Genomic DNA, 21,215 nt, shown 5'->3' on the forward strand with positions numbered 1-21,215 from the left:
CGCCCGGCGACCGGCGCCGGGCCACGGCCCTGCGGACCACGTGTGCCACCTCCGACGCCCGGTCGGGGAGAAGGCTGTCCGGTGCCCACGGACCGGAACGGCCCCGGTCCGGAGGGGGCGCTCGCGGGAGCGCTCCCCCTACGATGACCGGGTGCCGCGCACCTTCGACGACGACGCCGCGCCCACGGGCGCCTCGACGTCCACCGACCCGGCAGGTCCCCGCGCGCCCGGGGAGCAGCCCCCGGACCACCGCGGGGCGGGCACGGCCGAGGGAGGGCCCGCACCGGCGGACCGGACCGGCGGACCCGACGACCGCCGCCGGTTCCCCGCCGTGACGACCGCGAAGGTCGGCGCGGACGGTGACGCGGAGGCCGACTGCACCGAGCGGGTCGACGGCACGGACGCCGCCGACGGGTCCGGCACGGCCGACGCGTCCGACGCGTCCGATGCCGAGCCCATCGTCGCGACCGAGACCCGCCTGCTCCGCCGCCTGCTCGGCACCGCGACGCTCGAGCTCGACGCCACCCCCCGCGCGCGCCTGCTGGGCTGGCTGTGGCCGCTCGCCGTGACCGCGCTCGCCGCGTTCGTGCGCCTGTGGGACCTCGGCCGCCCGCGCACCCTCGTGTTCGACGAGACGTACTACGTCAAGCAGGCCTACTCGATGCTCGAGCGCGGCTACGAGGCGCAGTGGCTCGGCGAGGACGCGAACCAGCGGTTCGCCGCGGGCGACCCCGGTGCGCTGCAGGTCGCCGCGGAGTACGTCGTGCACCCCCAGGTCGGCAAGTGGATGCTCGCGCTCGGGCTGCAGCTCGGCGGCGGCGTCGACAACCCGGCGGCGTGGCGCCTCGGCGCCGCGATCGCCGGGATCCTCAGCGTGCTCATGGTCGCGCGGATCGGGCGGCGGCTGTTCGCGTCGACCGCACTCGGCACGCTCGCGGGGCTGCTGCTCGCGGTCGACGGCATGGCGATCGTGCACTCGCGCATCGGGCTGCTCGACGGATTCGTCATGTTCTTCGCGCTCGCGGCGTTCGGCGCGCTGCTGATCGACCGCGAGCAGGCGCGGCGCCGGCTCGCGGCGCGCACGGCGGCGGTCCTGGACTCGGGTGCCGCGCTGGGCTGGGGGCCCTGGATGGGCGTGCGGTGGTGGCGGCTCGCCGCGGCCGTGCTCCTCGGGCTGTGCGCCGGGACCAAGTGGTCGGGGGTGTACTTCCTCGCGGTGTTCGGGCTGATGAGCGTGCTGTGGGACGCGACGGCCCGCCGCGCCGTCGGGGTCCGCGCGTGGCCGCTCGCGGCGTTCGTGAAGGACGCCGTGCTCGCCGGGGTCGCGATGGTGACCATCGCGGTGCTCACCTACGTCGGCACGTGGTGGTCGTGGTTCCGCTCCCCCGACGCCTACGGACGCCTGTGGGCGGAGCAGAACCCGGGGCAGGGCGTGCAGTGGCTGCCCGAGGGGCTGCGCTCGCTGTGGAAGTACCACACCGACATGTGGGCGTTCCACACGTCGCTCAGCGCCGAGCACTCCTACGCCGCGCACCCCCTGGGCTGGATCGTGCAGTGGCGCCCGACGTCGTACTTCTACCCGGCCGAGGTCTCGACGCTGCCGCCCGACCAGGCACGCGAGGCGTGCGGCGCCGACGCGTGCGCGCAGGCGATCACCTCGCTCGGCAACCCGCTGATCTGGTGGTCCGCGGCCGCCGCCATCCTCGTCGCGCTCGGCTGGCTCGTGTGGCAGCGGGACTGGCGCGCCGGCGCCGTGCTCTCGGGGATCGCCGCGGGCTGGCTGCCGTGGTTCGCCTACACGCACCGCACGATCTTCGCGTTCTACTCGATCGCGTTCACGCCGTGGGTCGTGCTGACGCTCGTCTACGTGCTCGGGCTGCTGATCGGCGAGCGCGACGGCGACCCCGTGCACCGGCGGCGCGCCATCGCCGGGGTGTCGGCGTTCGTGGTGGTGATCGTCGCGGTGAGCGCGTTCTTCTACCCGATCTGGACCGCGTGGGTCATCCCCTACTCCTTCTGGCACGCGCACATGTGGCTCGACACCTGGGTCTAGGCCCGCACCCGAGGCGCAGGTCCGCGCGCACGCTCCTGGCCCCGCACGGCGGCCCCTGTGCAGCGATCGGATGACGGAACCGTCACGATCGGGCCACGACGGCCCGGCCGGCGGGTGCCCACCCCTACGGTCGCCGCATGGGACGACTCCGGGTGCGAGGACGCAGGACCGCTGTGCTGGCCGCCGTGCCGCTGCTGATCGTCGGGGTGCTCGCGGGCTGCTCCGCGGGTGACTCGGGCGGCTCGGAGGCCGCGTCGGACGCGGGAGCGTCGCTGCAGGACGCCCCGCAGGCCGCCGACGCCGCCCAGGGCTCCGTCGGCGGTGAGGCCGGCGCGGAGGGCGCCGAGGGCGCGGCCGAGGAGTCCGACGCGGGCGGGCGGCAGGTCGTCACGAGCGGCGAGGTGCTCCTGACGTCCGAGGAGCCGCGCGACGCCGCGGACGAGGTCGTGCGGCTCGTCGAGGCGGCTGACGGGCGCGTCGACGAGCGCTACGAGCGGGCCGCGACCTCCGGTCAGGAGGCCGGCGCGGAGCTGCTGGTGCGGGTGCCGTCGGACGACCTGACCCCGACGCTCGACGCGCTCGAGGAGATCGGCACCGTCGAGTCGGTCAACCTCTCCGCGGAGGACGTGACGGCGCGCAGCACCGACCTCGACGCCCGGATCCGCTCCCTGCAGGTCTCGGTGGCGCGCATGGAGGACCTGCTGAGCAAGGCCACGACGAGCGAGGACCTCATCACCGCCGAGGTCGCGCTGTCCGAGCGGCAGACGAACCTCGAGACGCTGCAGGCGCAGCGCGCCCGGCTCGCCGAGCAGGTCGCGCTCTCGACGCTGCGCGTGTCGATCACCGAGCCGTCCGACGAGCCGGTGGTCGTCGAGGAGGAGCCGGCGCCCGAGGGCTTCCTCGGGGGGCTCGCGGTCGGCTGGGACGCGCTCGTCGCGATGCTCGGCACCCTCGTCCTCGTGCTCGGGGTGCTGCTGCCGTGGCTCGTGCTCGGCGGGCTCGTGGCGTTCGGCGTCGTCCATTTGCGGCGGTGGGTCCGCGCGCACCGGCCGGCCCGGGCGCCGCAGCCCTACCCGCCGGGCCCGTGGGTGGGTGCGCCGGCCGCCCCGCCGCAGAGCGGTCCGCCCGCGTACGGCGGCCACGCGCCGCAGCCGGGTCCGCACGGCGCTGCGCCGGTCGCGCAGCCCGAGGCGTCGCCCGAGCGGCCCGCGGACCAGCCGGCGCCCGAGGCGGCGCCCAACCCGGTCCAGGAGCGCTGACCCTCCGGCGCGTCAGGCCGTGCGCGCCGGGACCGCGTCCGGGTCGGTGCTCGCGAGCCGCCGCGCGAGGACCGCGCACGTCGCGAGCTGCAGCTGGTGGAACACGATGACCGGCAGCGCGACGCTCGCCGCGACGACCGGGCTGAACAGCACCGACGCCATGGGCAGCCCGGTCGCGAGGCTCTTCTTCGACCCGCACATGAGCAGCGCGATCCGGTCGGGCCGGTTCAGCCCGAGCCACCGACCGGCGCTCCAGGTCGTCGCCAGCATGGCGGCGAGCAGCACCGCGCACACGACGAGCAGCACGACGAGCGACACCCACGTGATCTCGTCCCACGCCCCCGAGACCTGCGCCTCGCTGACCGACGCGTACGCGACCAGCAGGATCGCCGCCCGGTCGGTCACGAGGGTCAGTGGCCGGTGCGCGCGCACCCAGGGCCCGATCCAGGGCTGCACGAGCTGCCCGGCGACGAACGGGACGAGCAGCTGGAGCAGCGTCGCGGCGGCCGACCCGCCGAGGGAGCCGCCGGTCCGGCTGAGCAGCACCGCGACGAACAGCGGCGTCAGCACGATCCCGAGCACGTTCGAGACCGTCGCCCCGCAGATCGCCCCCGCGACGTTGCCGCGCGCGATCGACGTGAACACCACCGACGACTGGATCGTCGACGGCAGCACCGAGAGGAACAGCAGCCCGGTCTTGAGCTCGGGCGCCAGGACCGCGTCGGGCAGCAGCTGGATCGCGAGCCCGAGCACCGGGAACAGCACGTAGGTCGCGGCGAGCATCGAGCCCTGCAGCTTCCAGGCGCGCAGCCCGTCCCACACCTCGCGCGTCGCCATCCGGGCGCCGTAGAGGAAGAACAGGACGACGATCGCGGCGGTCTTGACGGTGCCGAGCACGTCGGCGGCGACCCCGCTGGCCGGGAGCACGAGCCCGAGCACGAGCACCGCGACGATCATCACGACGAGCGGGTCGATCCACGCCTTCACGGCGGACCAGGTGCGGCGCGCGCCGCCGGGGGACTCGGAGGGGCTGCCGGGCATCGCGTCATCATGCCATCGTGAGGTTTCCGCCCCGGAACCGAACTCCGCGGGCAGCCGCGTCCCCCCGGACGGCCGGGCCGGTGTCTCGGACCTCCTCGCCCGTGACCAGCCGGCGGCTGCGCCCTCGACCCCGGGTGTGCACCGCCCCCGGTCTCGTCCTCAGGTCGCGGGTGCCGCCAGCGGTGCACGTGAGGGCGGGGCGCCGTCGCGAGCCTTGACCGCCTCGGACCACGCGCAGAGCGTCGAACGTGGCCGCAGTTCCGTCGGCCGCACGCCCGCCCGTCGTCAGGAGCCGCCATGCGCAAGCCACTCGCCGCAGCCGTCGCCACCGCGCTCGGAGCTCTCGTGCTCACGGGCGCGTCCCTCGGCGGCGACACGATCGACCGAGGGCGGGACCGCGACCGCGCCCTCACGTTCGACGTGCAGTTCTCCGGCTTCTTCCTGCTCGACTTCGGCCCGGACGGCGTCCGCGAGGTCACGTCGATCACCGACCCGGACCTCAGCCCCAGCCGCGGCGACCAGATCGTGTTCGAGGACACCCTGCTGCGCGGCGGCCGGGAGGTCGGCGCAGGCGGCGGGACGTGCACGGTCACCGCCATCGTCCCCGCCGACCCGCCGCTCGCCCTCGCGTGCCAGGTCACGTACGAGCTGCCCGACGGGCAGATCAGCGCACAGGGCCGCGCGTCGAACGCGCCGGTGAAGACGCTCGCCGTCGTCGGCGGGACGGGCAGGTACGTCGGCGCGAGCGGCGAGCTCGTGCTGACGGAGCTCGGCAACGCGGAGAACACCGGTCGGCTGGTCATCACGCTCGCCCGGCGCTGACGCGGGTCGACGGCCTGTCGCGGACGGTCGCACGGGCTCAGCGAGGGCCCGGAACGAGAAAGGCCCCCGGCGCTCAGGGCACCGGGGGCCGATCGTGGGGTGGAGCTGAGGGGATTCGAACCCCTGACCTTCTCATTGCGAACGAGACGCGCTACCAACTGCGCCACAGCCCCTCGAGCGGGCTCAACCTTAGCCCAGGACAGCCCCGGACGTGAAATCGAGCCCCTGGCGCGCCGCCCCTGGACCGACCACCGGCCAGACCCGAACGGCGGGCCCCACGCTCACTCCCCCGCGGCCCGTCGGCGCGCGAGGATCTCGTCGAGGTTCATCGACCCGGTCGTCGCGGCGGGCGGCTCGAGCGGCGCACGCTCGTCCCCACGCACGGCCGGGCGGGAGTCGGCGGCGGGGACCTCGACGCGACCCTGACCGGCGGAGTCGGCGGCCGCAGCCGTCGAGCCCTCGACGTCCCCGAGCGGTGCGGGTTCGCGGCGCGGGGCCGCGGCCTTGGTCGTGTACGTCGGGCGCGGCACGGGCACCGGCGACCACGGCTCTCCGTCGGCCTGCTCGGCGGACGCCGCCGCAGCCCCGGAGACGGCCGGCTCGGCGCCGGTCTCGGCCTTCATGACCACCGGGATCGCACCCGTCGCCGGGCGGCCCGCGGAGGACATCGGCGCACGTGCCGCCGTCGTGCCCTCGACCTTGTCGACGATGCGCGCGAACACCTCGGTGTGCGCCTCGGACGGGTGCACCGCACGCCCCTTGACGCCCGCGCCCGCGCTCGCGGAGCCGGCCGCGCCACGCGCCGGCGCAGCAGCCGGTGGGTTCCGCACGAGCGGCACCGAGCCGGTCGCGGGCGGCGCCTCGTGGCGTCGCTGCTCCCACTCGGCGTCGGCCGCGCGCCCGGCGAGCACGGCACGCCGCCCGAGCACGAGCACCCCGCCAAGCAGCACCGACGGGACGACACCCGCGACGACGGTCACCGTGCTGAGCCCGACGACGGTCCACCCGGCGACGGTCGCGACGAGCAGCGCGAGGGCCAGCACGGCGCGCCGGCGCGCGGCAGCACCCCGGCGGGCGACGGCGGCCGCGTGCGCGGCACGACGCTGAGCGGCCCGCCTCGCGGCGTCCGCGCTGATCCTGTCCTGCGTCCCGTGCGGTCGATCCACGGCCGTGCCTCCGGTTCTGCCGGCTGTCAGGAGCGGGACACCCCGCCCCGGGGTGAGGAGCCCGACTCGCTTCTCCGTCGTCGGGCCGCAGTCGGCGCCCGCTGACGCCCGGGCCGCCGCCTCCGCGTCCCGCCGCGCTTCCCGGCCCCGTGGGCCGGTGACGGCGAGCACGCGCAGCGCCCCGGAGAAACGGTCGTCCGCCCGCGACTCGAGCAGCTGTTGCCGGTACCGCAGCTTGTGCGGCACCAGGTACGCGATCCACAGGGCGGCGACCGCGAGGACGACCACGCCGGTGGGTTGGTAGTTCACGTCACGACGGTAGGTGCAGCGGCGCCCGGCTCTCGGGACGCGCCTGCGGCGTGTCGGCCTTGACCTCCACGCCGATGTCGGTTCTGTCCCGTAGTGCGCCGTCGAGGTGTGGACCCGCGGGCCACGTGGCGGCCCCGGCTCGCGCCGCCCGTCAGCGGCTCGCGCGCCACCGGGCGAGCAGACCGTCGGGCACGTCCTCGACCGTGAGGGCGAAGGTCCGGTGGTCGCACCACTCGCTGCCGATGTGCAGGTAGCGCTCGCGCAGCCCCTCGTCACGGAACCCGAGCTTCTCGACGACGCGCAGCGACGGCGCGTTCTCCGGCCGGATGTTGACCTCGACACGGTGCAGCCCGACGGGCCCGAAGCAGTGGTCCGTCGCGAGCGCGACCGCCGTCGGCATGATCCCGCGCCCGGCGACGTCGCGGGACACCCAGTACCCGATCGCCGCCGAGCACAGCGAGCCGTACGTGATGCTCGAGACGGTCAGCTGCCCGACGAGCCGGTCCCCGTAGTCGATCGCGAACGGCAGCGCCGCGCCCGTGCGCGCCTGCCGGTTGAGCGCGCGCACGAACTCCCCGAACGTCGGCCGAGGCCCCGGCACCGGGACGGGCGAGGTCGCGTCCCACGGCTCGAGCCACGTCGAGTTCGCCGTGCGCAGCGCCATCCACGCGCCCTGGTCGCGCCTCCGCAGCGGGCGCAACCGCACGTCGCCGTCGGCCAGGACGACGGGCCACCGTGCCGCCATCAGCCCTCCAGCACCAGGCAGTGCACGCGCTGGCCGGGACGGACCGCGAGGTCCTGCTCGCCGACGACCGCGAGCGCGTTGGCCCGCGCGAGCCCCGCGACGGACCCCACGGAGGGGTCGCCGACGGGAGAGACCTGGTAGCCCTCGTCGGGCGAGCCGACGACGACGGCCGGCACGAACTGGCGCATCCCGGCGGGCGACGTCCAGCCCGTCGTGGCGGTCGCGGTGACCGACGGGCGGAACAGCTCGGGGTGCCCGGCCATCGCGCGCAGCGCGGGGCGCACGAACACCTCGAACGACACCTGGGCCGCGACGGGGTGACCCTGGAGCGCGAAGATCGGCACGGCGCCGTCACCCCCGAGCCCGCCCCCGACCGTCCCGAAGCCGTGCCGGTGCCCGGGCGTCATCGCGACGTTGTCGAAGCGGACCGTGCCGAGCGGCGCGAGCACGTCCTTGACGGTGTCGCGCGCGTACTCGCTGAGCCCGCCGGTCGTGAGCATGAGGTCGGCGCGCACGAGCTGGTCCTCGAGCGCCTCGCGCAGCGCGACCCGCTCGTCGCCGATGATGCCGACGCGGCGTGCGGCCGCGCCGGTGTCGCGCACCGCGGCCTCGAGCCAGTGCCCGTTCGCCTCGTAGACCGACCCGTCGCGCGGCGGCGAACCGGGCTCCACGAGCTCGTCGCCGATCGAGACGACGACGACGCGCGGCGTCGGGTGCACGCGCAGCCGGCCCCGGCCGAGCGCCGCGGCGACCGCGAGCTGGCGGGCACCGAGCCGCGTGCCGGCCGCGATGAGGACGTCGCCGGACCGCACGTCGGAGCCGACCTCGCGGATGTGCTGACCGGCGCGCGCGATGCGCTGGAACGACACGCGCGCCGTGCCGTGGTCCGTCTCCTCGACGGGGACGACCGTGTCGGCGCCGGTCGGCAGCGGCGCACCGGAGGCGACCCGGACGGCCTGACCGGGCGCGAGGCGCAGCGGCGCGGTGGCGCCCGCGAGGACGTCGTGCGCGACGGGCATGCTCTGCACCGCGCCCCCGGCGTCGAGCGCGAGCACGGTGTCCTGCGCGGCGACGGCGTACCCGTCACGCTCCGCGAGCCGCAGGGCGGGGACGTCGACGGACGCGACGACGTCGGCGGCGAGGATGCAGCCGACCGCGTCGGCGAGCACGACGTCGAGCGGGGCGACCGGGCCCACGGCGGCGAGCACCGCCGCCAGGTGGTCCTGGACGGATCTCATGCCCGCATTGTGCCGTGCCCCACCCCCACCCGGGCCGCGGCGGCGCGCGGGGTCACGCGGTGTCACCGTGTCCACGCCGTGTCGGACGACAGTTCAGGCCGACGTCACAGGATCTCCACCCGCACGATCCCCCCAGGGAGTGCAAACGTTGGCCATACTGGTCCCCATGCGCAGCGCTGCTCAGCCTTATCCGCACGCCTCTGACGGCACGGAGATCGAGGACCTGAAGGACGCCCTGCGCCGTTCGATCCGCCAGGCGCGCACCACCCGCTCCCCCCGACGACGAACCGAGGCCGGCCTCGCGCTCGCCGACGTCGTCGAGACCGTCCCGGAGATCGCCGAGGCCTCGTGCGTGTCGGTCTACGCCTCCCGCCCCGGCGAGCCGGACACGGGCCCGCTGCTCGAGCGTCTCGCCGCGCGCGGCGTCCGGGTGCTGCTCCCCGTGCTCGGCACGGGCCTGCAGCGCGACTGGGCCGAGTACGCCGGCCCCGATGACCTGCGCCAGCGCGCCCCCGGCCGACCGCCCGAGCCGGGCACCCCGACGCTCGGTGCCGCGGCGATCGCCGACGCGGAGGTCGTGGTCGCCCCCGCGCTCGCCGTGGACACGCGCGGCACCCGGCTCGGCCAAGGCGGCGGCTGGTACGACCGCGCGCTGCTGCACGCACGCCCCGGCGTCCGCGTCGTCGCGCTCGTGTTCCCGGAGGAGCTGTATGACGCCGACCTGCGCCCGCTCCCCCGCGAGGCGCACGACCGCACCGTCGACGCCGTCGCGACCCCGGAGGGCTGGCACTGCCTGCGCACCGAGGACGCGGGCGTGCCCGCACCCCTGCGCCCCGTCGACTGACGCGAGGTCAGGCCGGCGGCTCGAGCTCGAGGACGTCCGCCGCGGCGGCGTCGATCGCGTCCGCGCTGAACGGCCACGGGAACAGCCGACCCTCCGCCCACGGGGTGAGCTGGTCGGCGTAGTGCACGGAGCCCGGGTGCCCCGAGGCGCCCGTCATCGTGATCCACGCCGACGAGTCGAGGGCAGCCAGGTCGACGACCATGCGCATCGACGGCGCCGCCGTCACCCGGAACGAGCCGCTCCCGGCGTCCCACGCGGTCGCGTTGACCAGCGACGCCCCGCCGCCGACCTCGCGCGGGGCCGGGTTCACCAGCCGGCGCACGGGCGCGGGCAGTGCGGGCGAACCCAGCACGTCGTGCTCCGGGGCTGCGGTGTGGATCTTGCCCCAGCGCCAGTCGGACGGCTCCTTGCCGAGGTCGGCCGTGAGCTCCCGGCGTGCGGCGACGAGCGCGCGGGTCAGGATCTCGTCGCGCCCCTCGACGACGCCGACGGTGCTCCGGTCGTCCCACCACGACCCGTCGGGCGTCTCGAGGAGACGGCGGACCACCTCGAGCCAGCGCGCGCCACCCGTCGGCTCGTAGCCCTCGGGCAGGTCGTCCCAGAACGTGAGCTCCAGCAGGTTCGACCACACCGACGCGAAGTACGCGGCCGCAGCGGAGTCGGGGTCGGAGCGCAGGTCCCACGTGCGCAGCAGCTCCTGGCCGTCGTCGTCGAACGAGTCCGGGACGTCGACGGCGAGCAGCGCCGGGAGGAGGACGCGCGCGTACGGGTTGTCGACGTCGGCCTGCAGCGACCGGGTCGACGCGACGTCGATCTGCTCGCCCGAGCGGATCTGCTCCTCCAGGACCGAGCGGATGCGCTGCGCACGGAAGCCGTAGTCCCAGTCGGACGTGAGGTAGGGGCCGACGCCGGCCGGGGTGACCGCCTGGTTCGCCGCGACGACGAAGCCCTCCGCGGGGTCCTGGACCGCGGGCATCTGCTCGGCGGGGACCCAGCCCTGCCAGTCGTACGCGCTGTCCCAGCCGGGCCGCGGCCAGGAGCCGTCGGACGGCACCGCCGAGCCGGCGACGTCCGCGCGCACCGGGATGCGGCCGGGCGCCTGGTAGCCGATGTGCCCGTCCGTCGTCGCGTAGACGATGTTCTGCGACGGCACCTCGAACAGCGCGGCCGCCGCCGCGACGTCGTCCGCGTCCGCGGCGCGCCCGAGCGCGAAGATCGCGTCCGCCGTGCGGCCCGGGGTCAGTGCGGCCCACCCGAGCGCGACCTCGTACCGCCCGTACGGCGAGCCCTCGGGGACGGGGACGTCGTCGAGCGCCCCGATCTCGAGGACGTCGGAGACGATCGGCCCGTGCTGGGTCGACCGGATCTCCAGCTCGACGTCGTCGCCGCCGTTGACCTTGATGACCTCGCGACGGGTGCTCAGCGGGACGCGCTCGCCGTCGAGCAGCGCCGTGCCGTCCGACACGCGCTCGAGGAAGAAGTCCGTGACGTCCGCACCCAGGTTCGTCAGCCCCCACGCGAGCGCGCTGTTGTGCCCGATCACGACCCCCGGGAGCCCGGCGAAGGAGAAGCCCGAGACGTCGTACGGGCACTCCGCTGAGCGCTCGCGGCAATGCAGGCCCACCTGGGTCCAGATCCCTGGGGAGGAGATGCCGAGGTGCGGGTCGTTCGCGAGCACCGGGAGCCCCGACGCGGTGTGCGTGCCCGAGACGACCCACGAGTTGGAGCCGATGCCGTCGCCCTCGCCGAGGAGGTGCGGGACCGACGACAGCGCCCGCTCGGCCGACGCGAGGGCCTCCTGGAGGTGCGACGACGAGAGGTCGACGGACCCGCCCTGCTCCGCGGCGGCGGTCGGCTGCACGCTCGACGCCTGGAGGATCGGCAGGTTCACGTCCTGCGGGTACGCCGGGAACAGCTCGTCCACGCGTGCGACGTCGCCGATCGTCTCGAACGCCATGCCGCGCGCGAGCTCGTCGGAGTAGTTCGCCTTGAGGTCCCACGCCATGGCCTTGAGCCACGCGAGGGAGTCGACGGGTGTCCACGGCTCCGGGTCCGCGAGGTCGAGGCGCACGTCGAGGATGCTGTACTCGACGGCGAGCGCCGACCGGTCCCGCTGGTCGAGGTACGCGTTCACCCCGTCGGCGTAGGCCTGCAGGTTCTCGCGGGTCTCGGGCTGGAGCAGCTCCCACTCCTGCTCGGCGACGCGGCGCCAGCCGAGGGTGCGGATCACGGCGTCGGCCTGCAGCGCGGCCTCGTTCTCGCCGACCAGCTCGGACAGGCGCCCGGCCGTCACGTGGCGGCGGTAGTCCATCTCGAAGAAGCGGTCCTGGGCGTGCACGTAGCCCTGCGCGCGGAACAGGTCGCCCGACGTGTCCGCCTCGATGAACGGCACACCGCGCTCGTCGCGGCTCACCGTCACGGTCGACCCGAGGCCCGGCACCTCGACGCGTCCGGCGACCTGCGGCAGCGGCTCGCGGACGACGAGGACGGTCCCGACGGCGGTCGCCGCGAGAGCGAGCACGAGGACCGCCGCCGCGGCGGCGAGGGACAGTCGGACGGCACGACGACGAGGCACGCAGCGAGACTAGTGCGTGCCGGGAAGCCGCACCGGGTGCACGCCGCCCCTCGCGCGCACCCGGTGGAGCGGGGCGCGGCCCGGGCTTGCGTCCGCCGGTAGACTTGGCACTCGAAGTTGGAGAGTGCCAGCACGTCGGACGACCAGGCCGGCGTCGCGCGCCCCTCGTGAGCGCCCGGCGTCCCCGGCCGGCCGTCCCGCCCGAACCAGGAGACACCAGTGCCCACCTACTCGTACGCGTGCACCGCCTGCGGGCACGCCTTCGACATCCAGCAGTCGTTCAGCGACGAGTCCCTGACGGTGTGCCCTGAGTGCGAGGGACGCCTGCGCAAGGTGTTCTCGGCCGTGGGCGTCGTGTTCAAGGGCTCGGGGTTCTACCGCAACGACTCGCGCACGTCGGGCAAGAGCACGTCCTCGTCGGGCTCCTCGTCGTCGTCGTCCAGCACGTCCTCGTCGGGTTCGTCGTCGTCGTCGAACGGTGGGTCCTCGTCGGGGTCCTCCGGCTCGTCCGGCGAGGGGTCGTCGTCGACCTCGACGCCCGCGAAGCCCGCGGCGTCGAGCGGGTCGTCCTCCGCTCCCGCAGCCGCCGCGGGCTGACGGCGGCACTCGCGGGACGCGGGGCGGGAGCACGACCTGCCGCGTCCCTGCGGCGGGCGCGGGAGGGTCTCGGGCCGAACTCGGCGCGTGGGCGCGGGTCGCGCACCCCCAGCCCCGGGGGCTGAGCGCCGGAGCAGACGCGGGGAGGCCGGTACCGACCGTCGGGCTGCCGTCGACCTAGCGTCGCGGCATGCCCCTGCTCCGCGCCGCCCCGCCGTCCCGCGACCGCTCCCCGGGCCGTGCGCCGGGTCGAGGTGCACGCACGACCACGCGCTCCGCACCCCGGCCGCTCGTGCGTGCACGGCTGCTCCTGTGGCGTGCGCGGTTCCCCGTGGCCGCCGTGCTCCTCGGGTGCGCGTGCGCGGTGGTCGTGAGCGCCGTCCGGCCGGTCCCGCCCCCGACAGCGCCGGTCCTCGTCCTCGACCGCGCCATCGCCGCGGGTGAGCGCCTGGCCCCGGACGACGTCCGCACCGTGCGGCTGCCGGTCGATCTCGTGCCCGACGCGAGCCTGGGCGCCGCCGGCGAGCTCCCGGACGCGACGCTCGCCGTGCCGGGGACACCAGGGCTGCCGGTCGTGCCGAGCCTCTTCACCCAGGCGTCGGTGCACGGCCCGCCCGGCACCGTCGTCGCGCCAGTCCGCTTGGCCGACCCCGGCGTCGCCGCGATGCTCACGCCCGGAGTCGTCGTGGACGTGGTCGGCGGCGACGACCTCGACGGGACACCCGGCACCGGGCGCGTGCTCGCCCGCGCCGCGCTGGTGCTCGCGGGGCCCGCCGCGACGGACGGGGGTGGTTCGTCCGGCGCGGAGCCGTTCGGCGGCGGACTGCTCGGGGGCGGCGGCGGGGACACCGACCGCTCCCCGCTCGTGCTGCTGGCCGTGTCCCCCGAGGAGTCGGTGGCGCTGTCCGGTTCGTCCGGACTCAGCGCCGTCTTCGTGGAATGATCCCGTTCGACGCGTGCACCCGGCCGTGCGCGTGCACCACGGACAGGAGCGACAGTGAAGAGCCTGCTGAACGGCTTCAAGGACTTCATCTCACGCGGCAACGCGATCGACCTCGCGGTCGGTGTGATCATCGGGACGGCGTTCGCCGGGATCGTGGCCTCGCTGCAGGCGGGGCTGCTCGGGCCCCTCATCGCCCTGATCTTCGGTCAGCCCGACATCAGCGACGTCGCGACCTTCACGATCAACAACACGGTGTTCTCGATCGGCCTGATCCTGAACGCCATCCTGCAGTTCCTCATCACGGCGATCACGATCTACTTCTTCATCGTCCTGCCGCTCAACAAGCTCGCCGAGCGCCGCAAGAAGGGCCTCGAGGAGGAGCCGAAGGCCCCTGCCGAGGACATCCTGCTGCTCCAGCAGATCCGCGACCTGCTCGCCGGACAGCAGTCCGCGGCGCTCCGCAACGACACCGGCCCCTCGCTCCCCCCGACGACGCCGCGCGACTGACGCTCTCGCCTGCACGCCTCGACGGCCGCGCCGACCTCCGGGTCGCCGCGGCCGTCGTGCGTGCGGGGTGAGGGCGTGCGCGCGCGTGGCGCATCACGCGTGGCGTGTGCTGGACAGCGCCGGGTCACCAGTGCTGTCCGGCGCGTGCTGCGTCCGGGACGGCGGCGGGTCACCAGTGGGGCGGGACGTCCCGGAGCAGGCGGTCGTCGTCCGCGTCCTCGGTGCGCTCGCCCCAGCCGGCGTCCGAGTCGTCGGCGCTCCGGGTCGGGATCAGCGGTGCGTCCGCGACCGGGCGCGCCGACGGACGCGGTGCGTCGTCGGTCGGGACGTCACGGGGCTTCTCGGAGTTCACCGCTCCATCGTCGCACCGCCGCGCGGACCCAGCGCCAGGCACCACCCCATGGAGTCCACCGCTGCGTCGCCCCACCGCCGCGCAGACCCGCGGCCCGACCGCCCCTCGGCACTCGCCGCCGCGTCGCCCCGCCGCCGCGCAGACCCGCGGCCCGGCCAGCCCCCTCGTCGCTCGGCACACGGCTGAGCCCGTCGCGCAGACCCGCGGCTCGGCGCTGCCTCTCGGCAGAACCGGCCTCGGGCTCAGGACGTCGCGCGCCGGACGGCGCCGGCGACCACCGCATCGACCCGCGAGCTGCGGCGCGTGATGCCGAGCGCCTCGCGCACCGCGGCGGCGAGCTCCTCGCGACCGCGCTCGACGCCGTCCGAGACGAGCCACGTGACGACCTCGTCGAGCTGGTCGTCGCTGTAGGCGTTGATCGGGAGGCCGGGGCGGATCGACGGACGCGGTCGCGAAGGGACGGCGAGCGTCGGCTGCTCGACGCGGGGCGTCGGTCCCGAGGCCGGGCCGTCGACGAGCGCCCGGCGCCCGCTGCCGGGCGTGGGTGCGGTGCCCGGCCGGTGCGTCCCAGGGGCTCCGGCGGCGGCGGCGACGGGTGCGTCACCGGGCATGGGCACCGTCGGCGCGCTGCCCGTGCCTGCGCTCGTAGGCGTGCCCGCGCCCGTGGCCGTGCCCGCGCTCGTGGCCGTCCCTGTGCTCGTCGCGGTGGCCGTGCCCGCGCTCGTGGCGGTGCCCGCGCTCGTGGTGGTGCCCGCGGGTGCGACGCGGCGCAGGCTCCCCGTGCTGACGCGCTCGACGTGACGCGATCCTGCGGCGCCCTCGCCGACCCGCGTGATGACGCCCGTCGAGCGGCGCTCGACCTGGGGCAGCGCACCCGTCGCGGGGCTCGCCACCCGCCGCCCGGTCCCGGCGGGTGCCGGCTCGGGGTGCGGGGCGTCCGAGCGTCGGGAACCACCCTCGGCGGCGTGCCCGTCCTGAGGGACCGGGCCGTCGGCGTCCTCGACGCCGGGGCGCGCGGGAACGTCCGGCCCCGTGCTGCCGCCGCGCCGGGCCGCCGGGATCGTCGGCCACGCACCCGTGCGCACCGGGACCGGGCCTGTGCGTGGGGCCTCGACCGCGGCCGGGGGCGAGGTGGCGGGCGGCGCGGGGGCCGTCGGCGGGGCCGGAGGTGTCACGGCATGCCACGGGCTCGTCCTCGCGGTCAGGGTCCCTCGCGGCGGGGTGAGCGGGCTCTGCGGTGCGGCGGGCGGAGGCGTCCGGCGGCGCGCACGGGTCACGGGCTCGGCCCAGGCCGAGTCGGCGGTCGCGGACCCGTCGGACCGCCCGTCGGACTCCGGAGGACGCGAGACGGCGGCTCCGACACCGGCACCGGAGCCCGGTGCCCCCGGGTCCGCCGCCGCCGCTCCGTCGTCTCCAGGCGTGGTCGTCCCGCCGGGCACGGTCGTCCCGTCAGGCGTCGTCGTCTCGCCGGGAACGGTCGTCCCGACCGGCCCCTTCGCCACGCCGGGAACGCTCGTCCCGCCCGGCACGGTCGTCTCGCCCAGCGCAGTCGTCCCGCCCGACGCGGTCGTCTCGCCCAGTGCAGTCGTCCCGCCCGGTGCGGTCGTCCCGCCGGGCGCGATCGCGACGCCGTGCGCCGGGGTCTCCACGTCCGCGTCGTCCTCGGGCTCGTCGACGCGGGCGGGGGCCCGGGTGCCCGCCGCGGGGCGCACCGCCGCGGGAGCCGCCGGGATCGCCGCCTCGACGGCGCTGCGGACCCGGTCGACCTCGGCCTGCGGGTCGAGGAACGCCGCAGCGGACCACACCTGCACGACCGTCCAGCCGAGGCGCTCGAGCCGCTCGGCGACCTGGCGGTCGCGCACGCGGATGCTGGGCTCGGCGACGTAGGCCTCGTCGTCGGTCAGGACCGCGACGAGCAGGCGGCCCGGGAGGTCCGGGTGGCCGACCGCGAGGGGGATGTGGGTGCCGCCCGGGAGCCCGTGGTCGAGCTCGACGGTGAGGCCGTGGCGCCAGAGCCGCTCCGCGAGGTCGACGACGAGCCGGTCGGGCTCGTGCCCCGTGCCCTCGTCGGGGTGCTGCGGGAGCGTCATGGTGTCGGGGTCGGCGGCCGAGCGGCCCGCCGAGGTCGTCGCCGCGCCGGCACCGGTCGGGCTCACCGGCGCGGTCGGGTCGGCAGGCGTGGTCGTGCCGGCGGACGGCACGACCGGCGCAGCGATCGACACGAACGGCGCAGCCGGCGCGACCGGCGCACCGACCGACGCGACCGACGGTGCGGTCGTCGACGGCGTGAACGACACCTCGCCCGAGTCGGCGCTGCGGCGCTCGGCGAACGCGAGCAGGTCCGCGAGGAGCCGGGGGCCCGGACCGCGCAGGCGCTCGGGGTCGAGGTCGCCGGCGCGGAAGCACGAGACGACGTCGAGCCGGTGCCGGGTCGCACCCAGCGCGGCGAGGAGCAGCGCGTCCCCGCCCGGGCCGCCGATGGGCCCGAAGCGGTGCAGCACCCGCCCGTGCGGGGTCCGGCCGAAGCCGACGGACAGGATCACCGCGTCGCGGCTGAGCCCGGCGACGCCCGCGAGGTCGGCGACGACGAACGGCTCGGCGACACCGGCGTCGAAGAAGGCCGAGAGCCCGGGGTTGTCGCGCACCTCGGTCAGGACGGCCTCGCGCACGTGCTCGGCGTGCACGGACGACGGCGTGATCACCGCGAGGGACTCGTCGGGCCGCGTCAGGGCGTGCGTGAGGACGAGCTCGACGACGTGCTCGACCTCGGCGCGTGTGCTGTCGACCGCTCCGCTCGTCGCATCCGGCATCCCCGTGCCGTCGACGACGTCGAGGCGCACGAGCGGGGCGTTCTGCGGCAGCGGGGTCGGGCTCAGCACGTCGCCGTAGCCGTGCGCGGCGAGGAACGCCGTCAGGTGCGGGTCGCGGCGCGAGGCGTCGGCCCGCAGGGCGACGCCCGGCAGCACCTCGGCGAGCTCGCGGACCGCGCTGCCGGACGCGCAGCGGGCGTCGCCGAGCACGACGACCTGGCGGCCGCGCGCGATCGCGGCGAGCGCCACCTCGAGCGGCAGGTGCGCCGCGGCGTCGAGCACGACGAGGTCGACGGTGCGGGTCGAGGGCAGGACCTGCGGGACGAGCATGGGGGACGCGGCGAGGACCGGGCGCAGGCGGCGCACGAGGTCCGGGTAGCGGGTCACGGTCTCGCGCAGGTTCGTGATGCGGTCCTCGACGAGCTCGGCGAACAGCGCCTGCGTCTGCCCCGGGTTCGCCCGGAGCGCGGACGCGACGTGCCCGACGACGGCGCGGCGCACGGGCCCGGACAGGCTCGCGACGTGCGCGCGGTCGAGCGCGGCGTACTGCGCGGCGAGGCGGCCGAGGGCGGCGCCGTCGTAGTCGGCGAGCGCGGGGTCGTCGCCGATGATCTGCTCGAACACGGTGCTCCACCACGCGAGCTCGAGCTCGGGCCCGGCCAGCTCGGCCTCGACGCGGCGCGCGGCGAAGTCGTCGAGCAGCGAGCCGAGGCCCGCGGCGGTCAGCGACCGGACCAGGCGGGTGCGCTCGGGGAGCGCGTCGAGGGCGCGCGCGTCGCCCCACAGCCGGCGCAGGCGCTCGACGAGCGCGGGCAGCGTCAGGGCCGTGAGCCCTCCCCCGCCGGGCGTCGTCCGGAGCACCGCGTCGAGCGAGTCGAGGTCGGCCCGCACCGTGCGGTACTCGTCCTCGATGGTCGCGAGGCCCTCGGGCAGGCGCGGCCAGCCGCCGGCCGGGCAGTGCGCCTGCCAGATCTGGCGCTGCTCCTGCACGCCGATGAGCGCGGTGTGCAGGTCGGCGACCGGGCGCCCGGGGCGCACCATGTCCTTCGCCTGCTTGCGCAGCCGCCGGCGGAGCCAGAAGCCCATCGGCATCCCGTGCTCCTCGCGCCACTGCTTGGTCGCGGTCGCGGCGACGAGGTCGGCGGCGGTGCGCTCGAAGATGAGCGGCTGGAACACGTCGAGGGCGCCGCGGATGCCACCGAGCATCACGAGCTGCTCGCCCCACGCGTCGACCGTCGTCGCCTCGTTCAGGCCCGTCGCCGCGGCGACCTCCTTGACGCGCGAGGCGAGGATCGGCAGCACGTGGTCGAGCAGCCGGCCGATCCGGTCGAGCGTCTCGCGCGCGGCGCGGTCCGTCGTCAGGTCGGCGCCGAACCACGGGCTGTCGGTGGGGCGCAGCGTCGAGGCGCCGAGCGTGACCGCACGCTCGAGGTCCGCGGCGAGCACCGCGCGGCTCTCGGCGTCGAGCACCCGGGCGACGTCGGGTGCGAGCCGGACGGTCGTGCGGGGGGCCGGGCGCGTCGCCGTCAGGCTCGCGAGCGCCTGGAGCGCGTCGTACGCGGACGCGTCCCACGGGGTGCGCTCGGCGTGCAGCGCGTCGACGTAGGCCCGCAGGCGCTCGCGGTGCGCGACGAGGTCCCGGCGCAGCAGCGTCGTGCGGGCGGCGTCGACCGGGGTGCTCTCGAGGGTCATCGCGTCGAGCAGGCGGCGCGCGGCGGCGGTGCGCCAGCCCGCCTCGGGTGCGACGTCGAGCAGCAGGTCGTCGAGCCCGAGCTCCGCGAGCCGGGCCGCGAGGGCCCCCGCGGCACGCCGGTGCCCGGGGACGTAGAGGACCGTCTTCCCGGACGCGGCCGCGTCGGCGACGACCGCCGCGAGCGTCCCGGTCACGTCGGAGCCGGTCGGCGCGTCGACGAACAGGTGCTCGCCGGTCGCGAGCAGGTCGAGGACGTGCTGCTGGGCGGCGTCGAGGTCGCCGACGCCGCGCTCGACGTCGGGGTCGCGGTCGCCGCGGCGCATCTCGGGCAGCGGGCGCCGGACGCGCTCGCGCGCCTCGTCGACACCGGCGAGCGCCGCGACCACCTCGTGGCGGTCGAGCGTCCCGGAGAGCTGGTCGAGGTCGTCGACGAGCACCTGCCCGGGGTGCACGAACGTCCCGACGACGAGGCTCTCGGTGAGCCGGAAGCCCTCGAGGACCGCGCCGCCGAGCGACGCGAGCCGGGCGAGCGCCGGGCGCGGGTCGAAGCCCGTGCCGGTGAACGTGCCGCGCGCGACGGCGCCGGGGTCGAGCAGGGCCCCGCGGCTGCGCAGCGCGCGGGCGACCACGGGGTTGACCTCGAGGGTCTGCTCGAGCACGAGCTCGTAGTCGCTCTCGCCGCTCCCCCGTGCCCGCAGCGACACCGGTCGCAGGAGCACGGGCGCACGGACGGTGCGCGGCTCGCTCGCCGTCGTCGCACCGGCCGGTGCGGTGACGCCGCCCAGGGCGAGGGCGTCGTCGGGGTCCGTGCCGGCCGCTCGGCGCGTGACCGCGGCCAGGGCGGCGACGTCGTCCTCGGCGACGTCGGGCGTCGTGCGCTCGGTCCACGTCGCGACGCCGATCGCGAGGTACGTCGGGGCGATGCCGTAGCGCTGCGCGTACTGCTCGGCGCGCGCGCCGACGGCCCGGGCGCGGCGCTTGGCGGTCGCGAGGGAACCGCCCTCGCGCACGAGGTTCGACAGGCGCGTCTCGCGGCCCGCGAAGAGCTGCGCGATGCCCGACGGGTGCGCGGCCGACAGGTCGAGGGCCGCGTCGCCGAGCAGGTCGACGTCCGCGAGGGTCGAGCCGCCCGCGGTCTCCACGAGGCGCGCGCGCCAGCCCGCGAGCGCACCGGCGACGAGCTCCTCGGCGGACGGCGGCTCGACGAGGACGGGGGCGGTCGCCGCGGCGGGGTCGGGCGTGTCGACCGCACCGTCGACGGGGGCACCGCCCGCGGCCGAGGGGGTCGTGGAGGGCGCGCTCGGGTCGGGTCGCGAGCCCGAGCCTGCACCGGGGCCGAGGTTGCGCGCAGGGACGATCACCCTCGGAACGCTAACCGCCACCCTCCGGGGACGCCGCATGGCACGCCGGGAGGCGCGTGATCCCGCGGAAGTCATCCGCTCGAGCGACGCGCGCCCGGGAGCCGAGCGCGGTGCGGTCCGGGGCGCGGAGCCGGCACGAGGACGAGCGGGGCCGGCACGAGGGCGAGCGGGGCCGGCACGAGGGCGAGCGGGGCCGGCACGAGGGCGAGCGGGGCCGGCACGAGGGCGAGCGGAGCCGGCACGAGGCCGAGCGGGGCCGGCGGCGCGACCCGGAGCGGGCCGGTGCGCACGGCCGTGCCCGGACCCGGCAGCACGTCGATCCGCACCCCGCCGGCTCCGCCGGAACGACGATCGGGCGGGCCCTCGGAGAGGACCCGCCCGATCGTGACGTGTGAACAGTGCGCACCGCGCAGGGGGCAGGCGATGCGCACTGTCAGGTTCAAGTGTGCGGCTTCGCGCGGGTGTTGGTCAACCGTCCAGGCTGGGCCGCTCGGGTGATTGTCCCCCGCTCCCCCGCAGCCGGTGCGGGGCCGGCCGGACGTCGGCGCGCGCGACGGCCCGAGGGCGTGGATCATCCGCCGACGATCACCGTCGGGCAGCCTGGGCCCGGGGCGATCGGGGTGCCGTGCAGCGACTGGTCACCGAGGCGGGCCGCGGGGAACCCGCCGATCAGCACGGTCGTGCTGCCCATCGCGATCCCGTTCGGTGCCGGGGAGACGCACACGATGCCGCCCGGCACCGCGTTCGCGACGGCCGCGGGCATCGACCCGATGAGGACCGTCATCACCGCCGCTGCGGGGGTGATCGGGCCGCCGACGTGCGGCTTCGGTCCGTCCATCATCGGGCACAGGGCGCTGTCGCCCGCGCGCAGGGCCGGGCCGGTGGGCATCGCCCCGCTCC

Annotated in this window: 16 protein-coding genes and 1 tRNA gene; 7 read left to right on the forward strand and 10 right to left on the reverse strand. The window is 76.3% G+C overall.

All coding sequences use genetic code 11. From position 1 onward, the window contains the following. Window positions 1-151: 151 nt before the first annotated feature. Together ACWFNE_RS18320 and ACWFNE_RS18325 are read left to right on the forward strand one after the other, a co-directional pair. Window positions 152-2,053 carry a phospholipid carrier-dependent glycosyltransferase gene (locus tag ACWFNE_RS18320; protein WP_452123852.1) on the forward strand — a complete coding sequence of 634 codons (1,902 nt, stop codon included), beginning with the start codon at window positions 152-154 and terminating at the stop codon, window positions 2,051-2,053. Window positions 2,054-2,190: 137 nt separating this feature from the next. Further along, complete coding sequence (locus tag ACWFNE_RS18325) at window positions 2,191-3,312, forward strand: DUF4349 domain-containing protein (RefSeq protein ID WP_452123853.1); 1,122 nt, start codon at window positions 2,191-2,193, stop codon at window positions 3,310-3,312. Window positions 3,313-3,324: 12 nt separating this feature from the next. Here ACWFNE_RS18325 and ACWFNE_RS18330 read toward each other — a convergent pair whose 3' ends face one another. Beyond that, window positions 3,325-4,353, reverse strand: a complete 1,029-nt coding sequence (locus ACWFNE_RS18330) for a bile acid:sodium symporter family protein (RefSeq protein WP_452123854.1) — start codon at window positions 4,351-4,353, stop codon at window positions 3,325-3,327. Between the two features lie 297 nt (window positions 4,354-4,650). Between ACWFNE_RS18330 and ACWFNE_RS18335 the strand changes: the two genes are divergently transcribed. After that, the gene (locus tag ACWFNE_RS18335) at window positions 4,651-5,175 is read left to right on the forward strand and encodes an allene oxide cyclase barrel-like domain-containing protein (RefSeq protein WP_452123855.1); all 525 of its coding nucleotides are present in this window, start codon (window positions 4,651-4,653) and stop codon (window positions 5,173-5,175) included. A gap of 100 nt (window positions 5,176-5,275) precedes the next feature. On the opposite strand, the gene ACWFNE_RS18340 is transcribed toward ACWFNE_RS18335, so the two are convergent. The 4 genes from ACWFNE_RS18340 to ACWFNE_RS18355 all read right to left on the reverse strand — a co-directional run bounded on the left by ACWFNE_RS18340 (window position 5,276) and on the right by ACWFNE_RS18355 (window position 8,633). Further along, window positions 5,276-5,348 (reverse strand) — tRNA-Ala (locus ACWFNE_RS18340). A gap of 108 nt (window positions 5,349-5,456) precedes the next feature. Beyond that, window positions 5,457-6,650, reverse strand: coding sequence for a hypothetical protein (locus ACWFNE_RS18345; protein WP_452123856.1), 1,194 nt, complete (start codon window positions 6,648-6,650; stop codon window positions 5,457-5,459). A 151-nt stretch (window positions 6,651-6,801) separates the two neighbouring features. Next, window positions 6,802-7,395, reverse strand: a complete 594-nt coding sequence (locus tag ACWFNE_RS18350) for a GNAT family N-acetyltransferase (protein WP_452123857.1) — start codon at window positions 7,393-7,395, stop codon at window positions 6,802-6,804. Next, on the reverse strand, window positions 7,395-8,633 hold the full coding sequence (locus ACWFNE_RS18355; RefSeq protein WP_452123858.1) for a molybdopterin molybdotransferase MoeA: 1,239 nt from the start codon (window positions 8,631-8,633) through the stop codon (window positions 7,395-7,397). The genes ACWFNE_RS18350 and ACWFNE_RS18355 overlap by 1 nt, the downstream gene beginning before the upstream one ends. 166 nt (window positions 8,634-8,799) lie before the next feature. Here ACWFNE_RS18355 and ACWFNE_RS18360 point away from each other — a divergent pair, with 166 nt between their 5' ends. Then, window positions 8,800-9,477, forward strand: coding sequence for a 5-formyltetrahydrofolate cyclo-ligase (locus ACWFNE_RS18360; protein ID WP_452123859.1), 678 nt, complete (start codon window positions 8,800-8,802; stop codon window positions 9,475-9,477). 7 nt (window positions 9,478-9,484) lie between these two features. Here the strand turns inward: ACWFNE_RS18360 and ACWFNE_RS18365 are convergent, their stop codons facing one another. Continuing rightward, complete coding sequence (locus ACWFNE_RS18365) at window positions 9,485-12,052, reverse strand: penicillin acylase family protein (RefSeq protein ID WP_452123860.1); 2,568 nt, start codon at window positions 12,050-12,052, stop codon at window positions 9,485-9,487. A gap of 219 nt (window positions 12,053-12,271) precedes the next feature. Here ACWFNE_RS18365 and ACWFNE_RS18370 point away from each other — a divergent pair, with 219 nt between their 5' ends. The 3 genes from ACWFNE_RS18370 (at window position 12,272) to mscL (ending at window position 14,099) form a co-directional block, all read left to right on the forward strand. Beyond that, complete coding sequence (locus tag ACWFNE_RS18370) at window positions 12,272-12,649, forward strand: FmdB family zinc ribbon protein (RefSeq protein ID WP_452123861.1); 378 nt, start codon at window positions 12,272-12,274, stop codon at window positions 12,647-12,649. A 190-nt stretch (window positions 12,650-12,839) separates the two neighbouring features. Next, window positions 12,840-13,592 (forward strand): SAF domain-containing protein, encoded by a 753-nt coding sequence (locus tag ACWFNE_RS18375; protein WP_452123862.1) that lies wholly within the window; start codon window positions 12,840-12,842, stop codon window positions 13,590-13,592. Between the two features lie 54 nt (window positions 13,593-13,646). Continuing rightward, on the forward strand, window positions 13,647-14,099 hold the full coding sequence (gene mscL / locus ACWFNE_RS18380; RefSeq protein WP_452123863.1) for a large conductance mechanosensitive channel protein MscL: 453 nt from the start codon (window positions 13,647-13,649) through the stop codon (window positions 14,097-14,099). Between the two features lie 169 nt (window positions 14,100-14,268). Here the strand turns inward: mscL and ACWFNE_RS18385 are convergent, their stop codons facing one another. From ACWFNE_RS18385 to ACWFNE_RS18400, 4 genes are all read right to left on the reverse strand, one after another. Further along, window positions 14,269-14,451, reverse strand: coding sequence for a hypothetical protein (locus ACWFNE_RS18385; RefSeq protein ID WP_452123864.1), 183 nt, complete (start codon window positions 14,449-14,451; stop codon window positions 14,269-14,271). Window positions 14,452-14,693: 242 nt separating this feature from the next. After that, window positions 14,694-20,315: a hypothetical protein gene (locus tag ACWFNE_RS18390; RefSeq protein WP_452123865.1), complete on the reverse strand. Its 5,622-nt coding sequence runs from the start codon at window positions 20,313-20,315 to the stop codon at window positions 14,694-14,696. Between the two features lie 71 nt (window positions 20,316-20,386). Then, window positions 20,387-20,641 (reverse strand): hypothetical protein, encoded by a 255-nt coding sequence (locus tag ACWFNE_RS18395; RefSeq protein ID WP_452123866.1) that lies wholly within the window; start codon window positions 20,639-20,641, stop codon window positions 20,387-20,389. A gap of 245 nt (window positions 20,642-20,886) precedes the next feature. Beyond that, window positions 20,887-21,204, reverse strand: coding sequence for a PAAR domain-containing protein (locus ACWFNE_RS18400; protein WP_452123867.1), 318 nt, complete (start codon window positions 21,202-21,204; stop codon window positions 20,887-20,889). Window positions 21,205-21,215: the final 11 nt, after the last annotated feature.

It is taken from the genome of Cellulomonas sp. NPDC055163 (assembly GCF_053607065.1).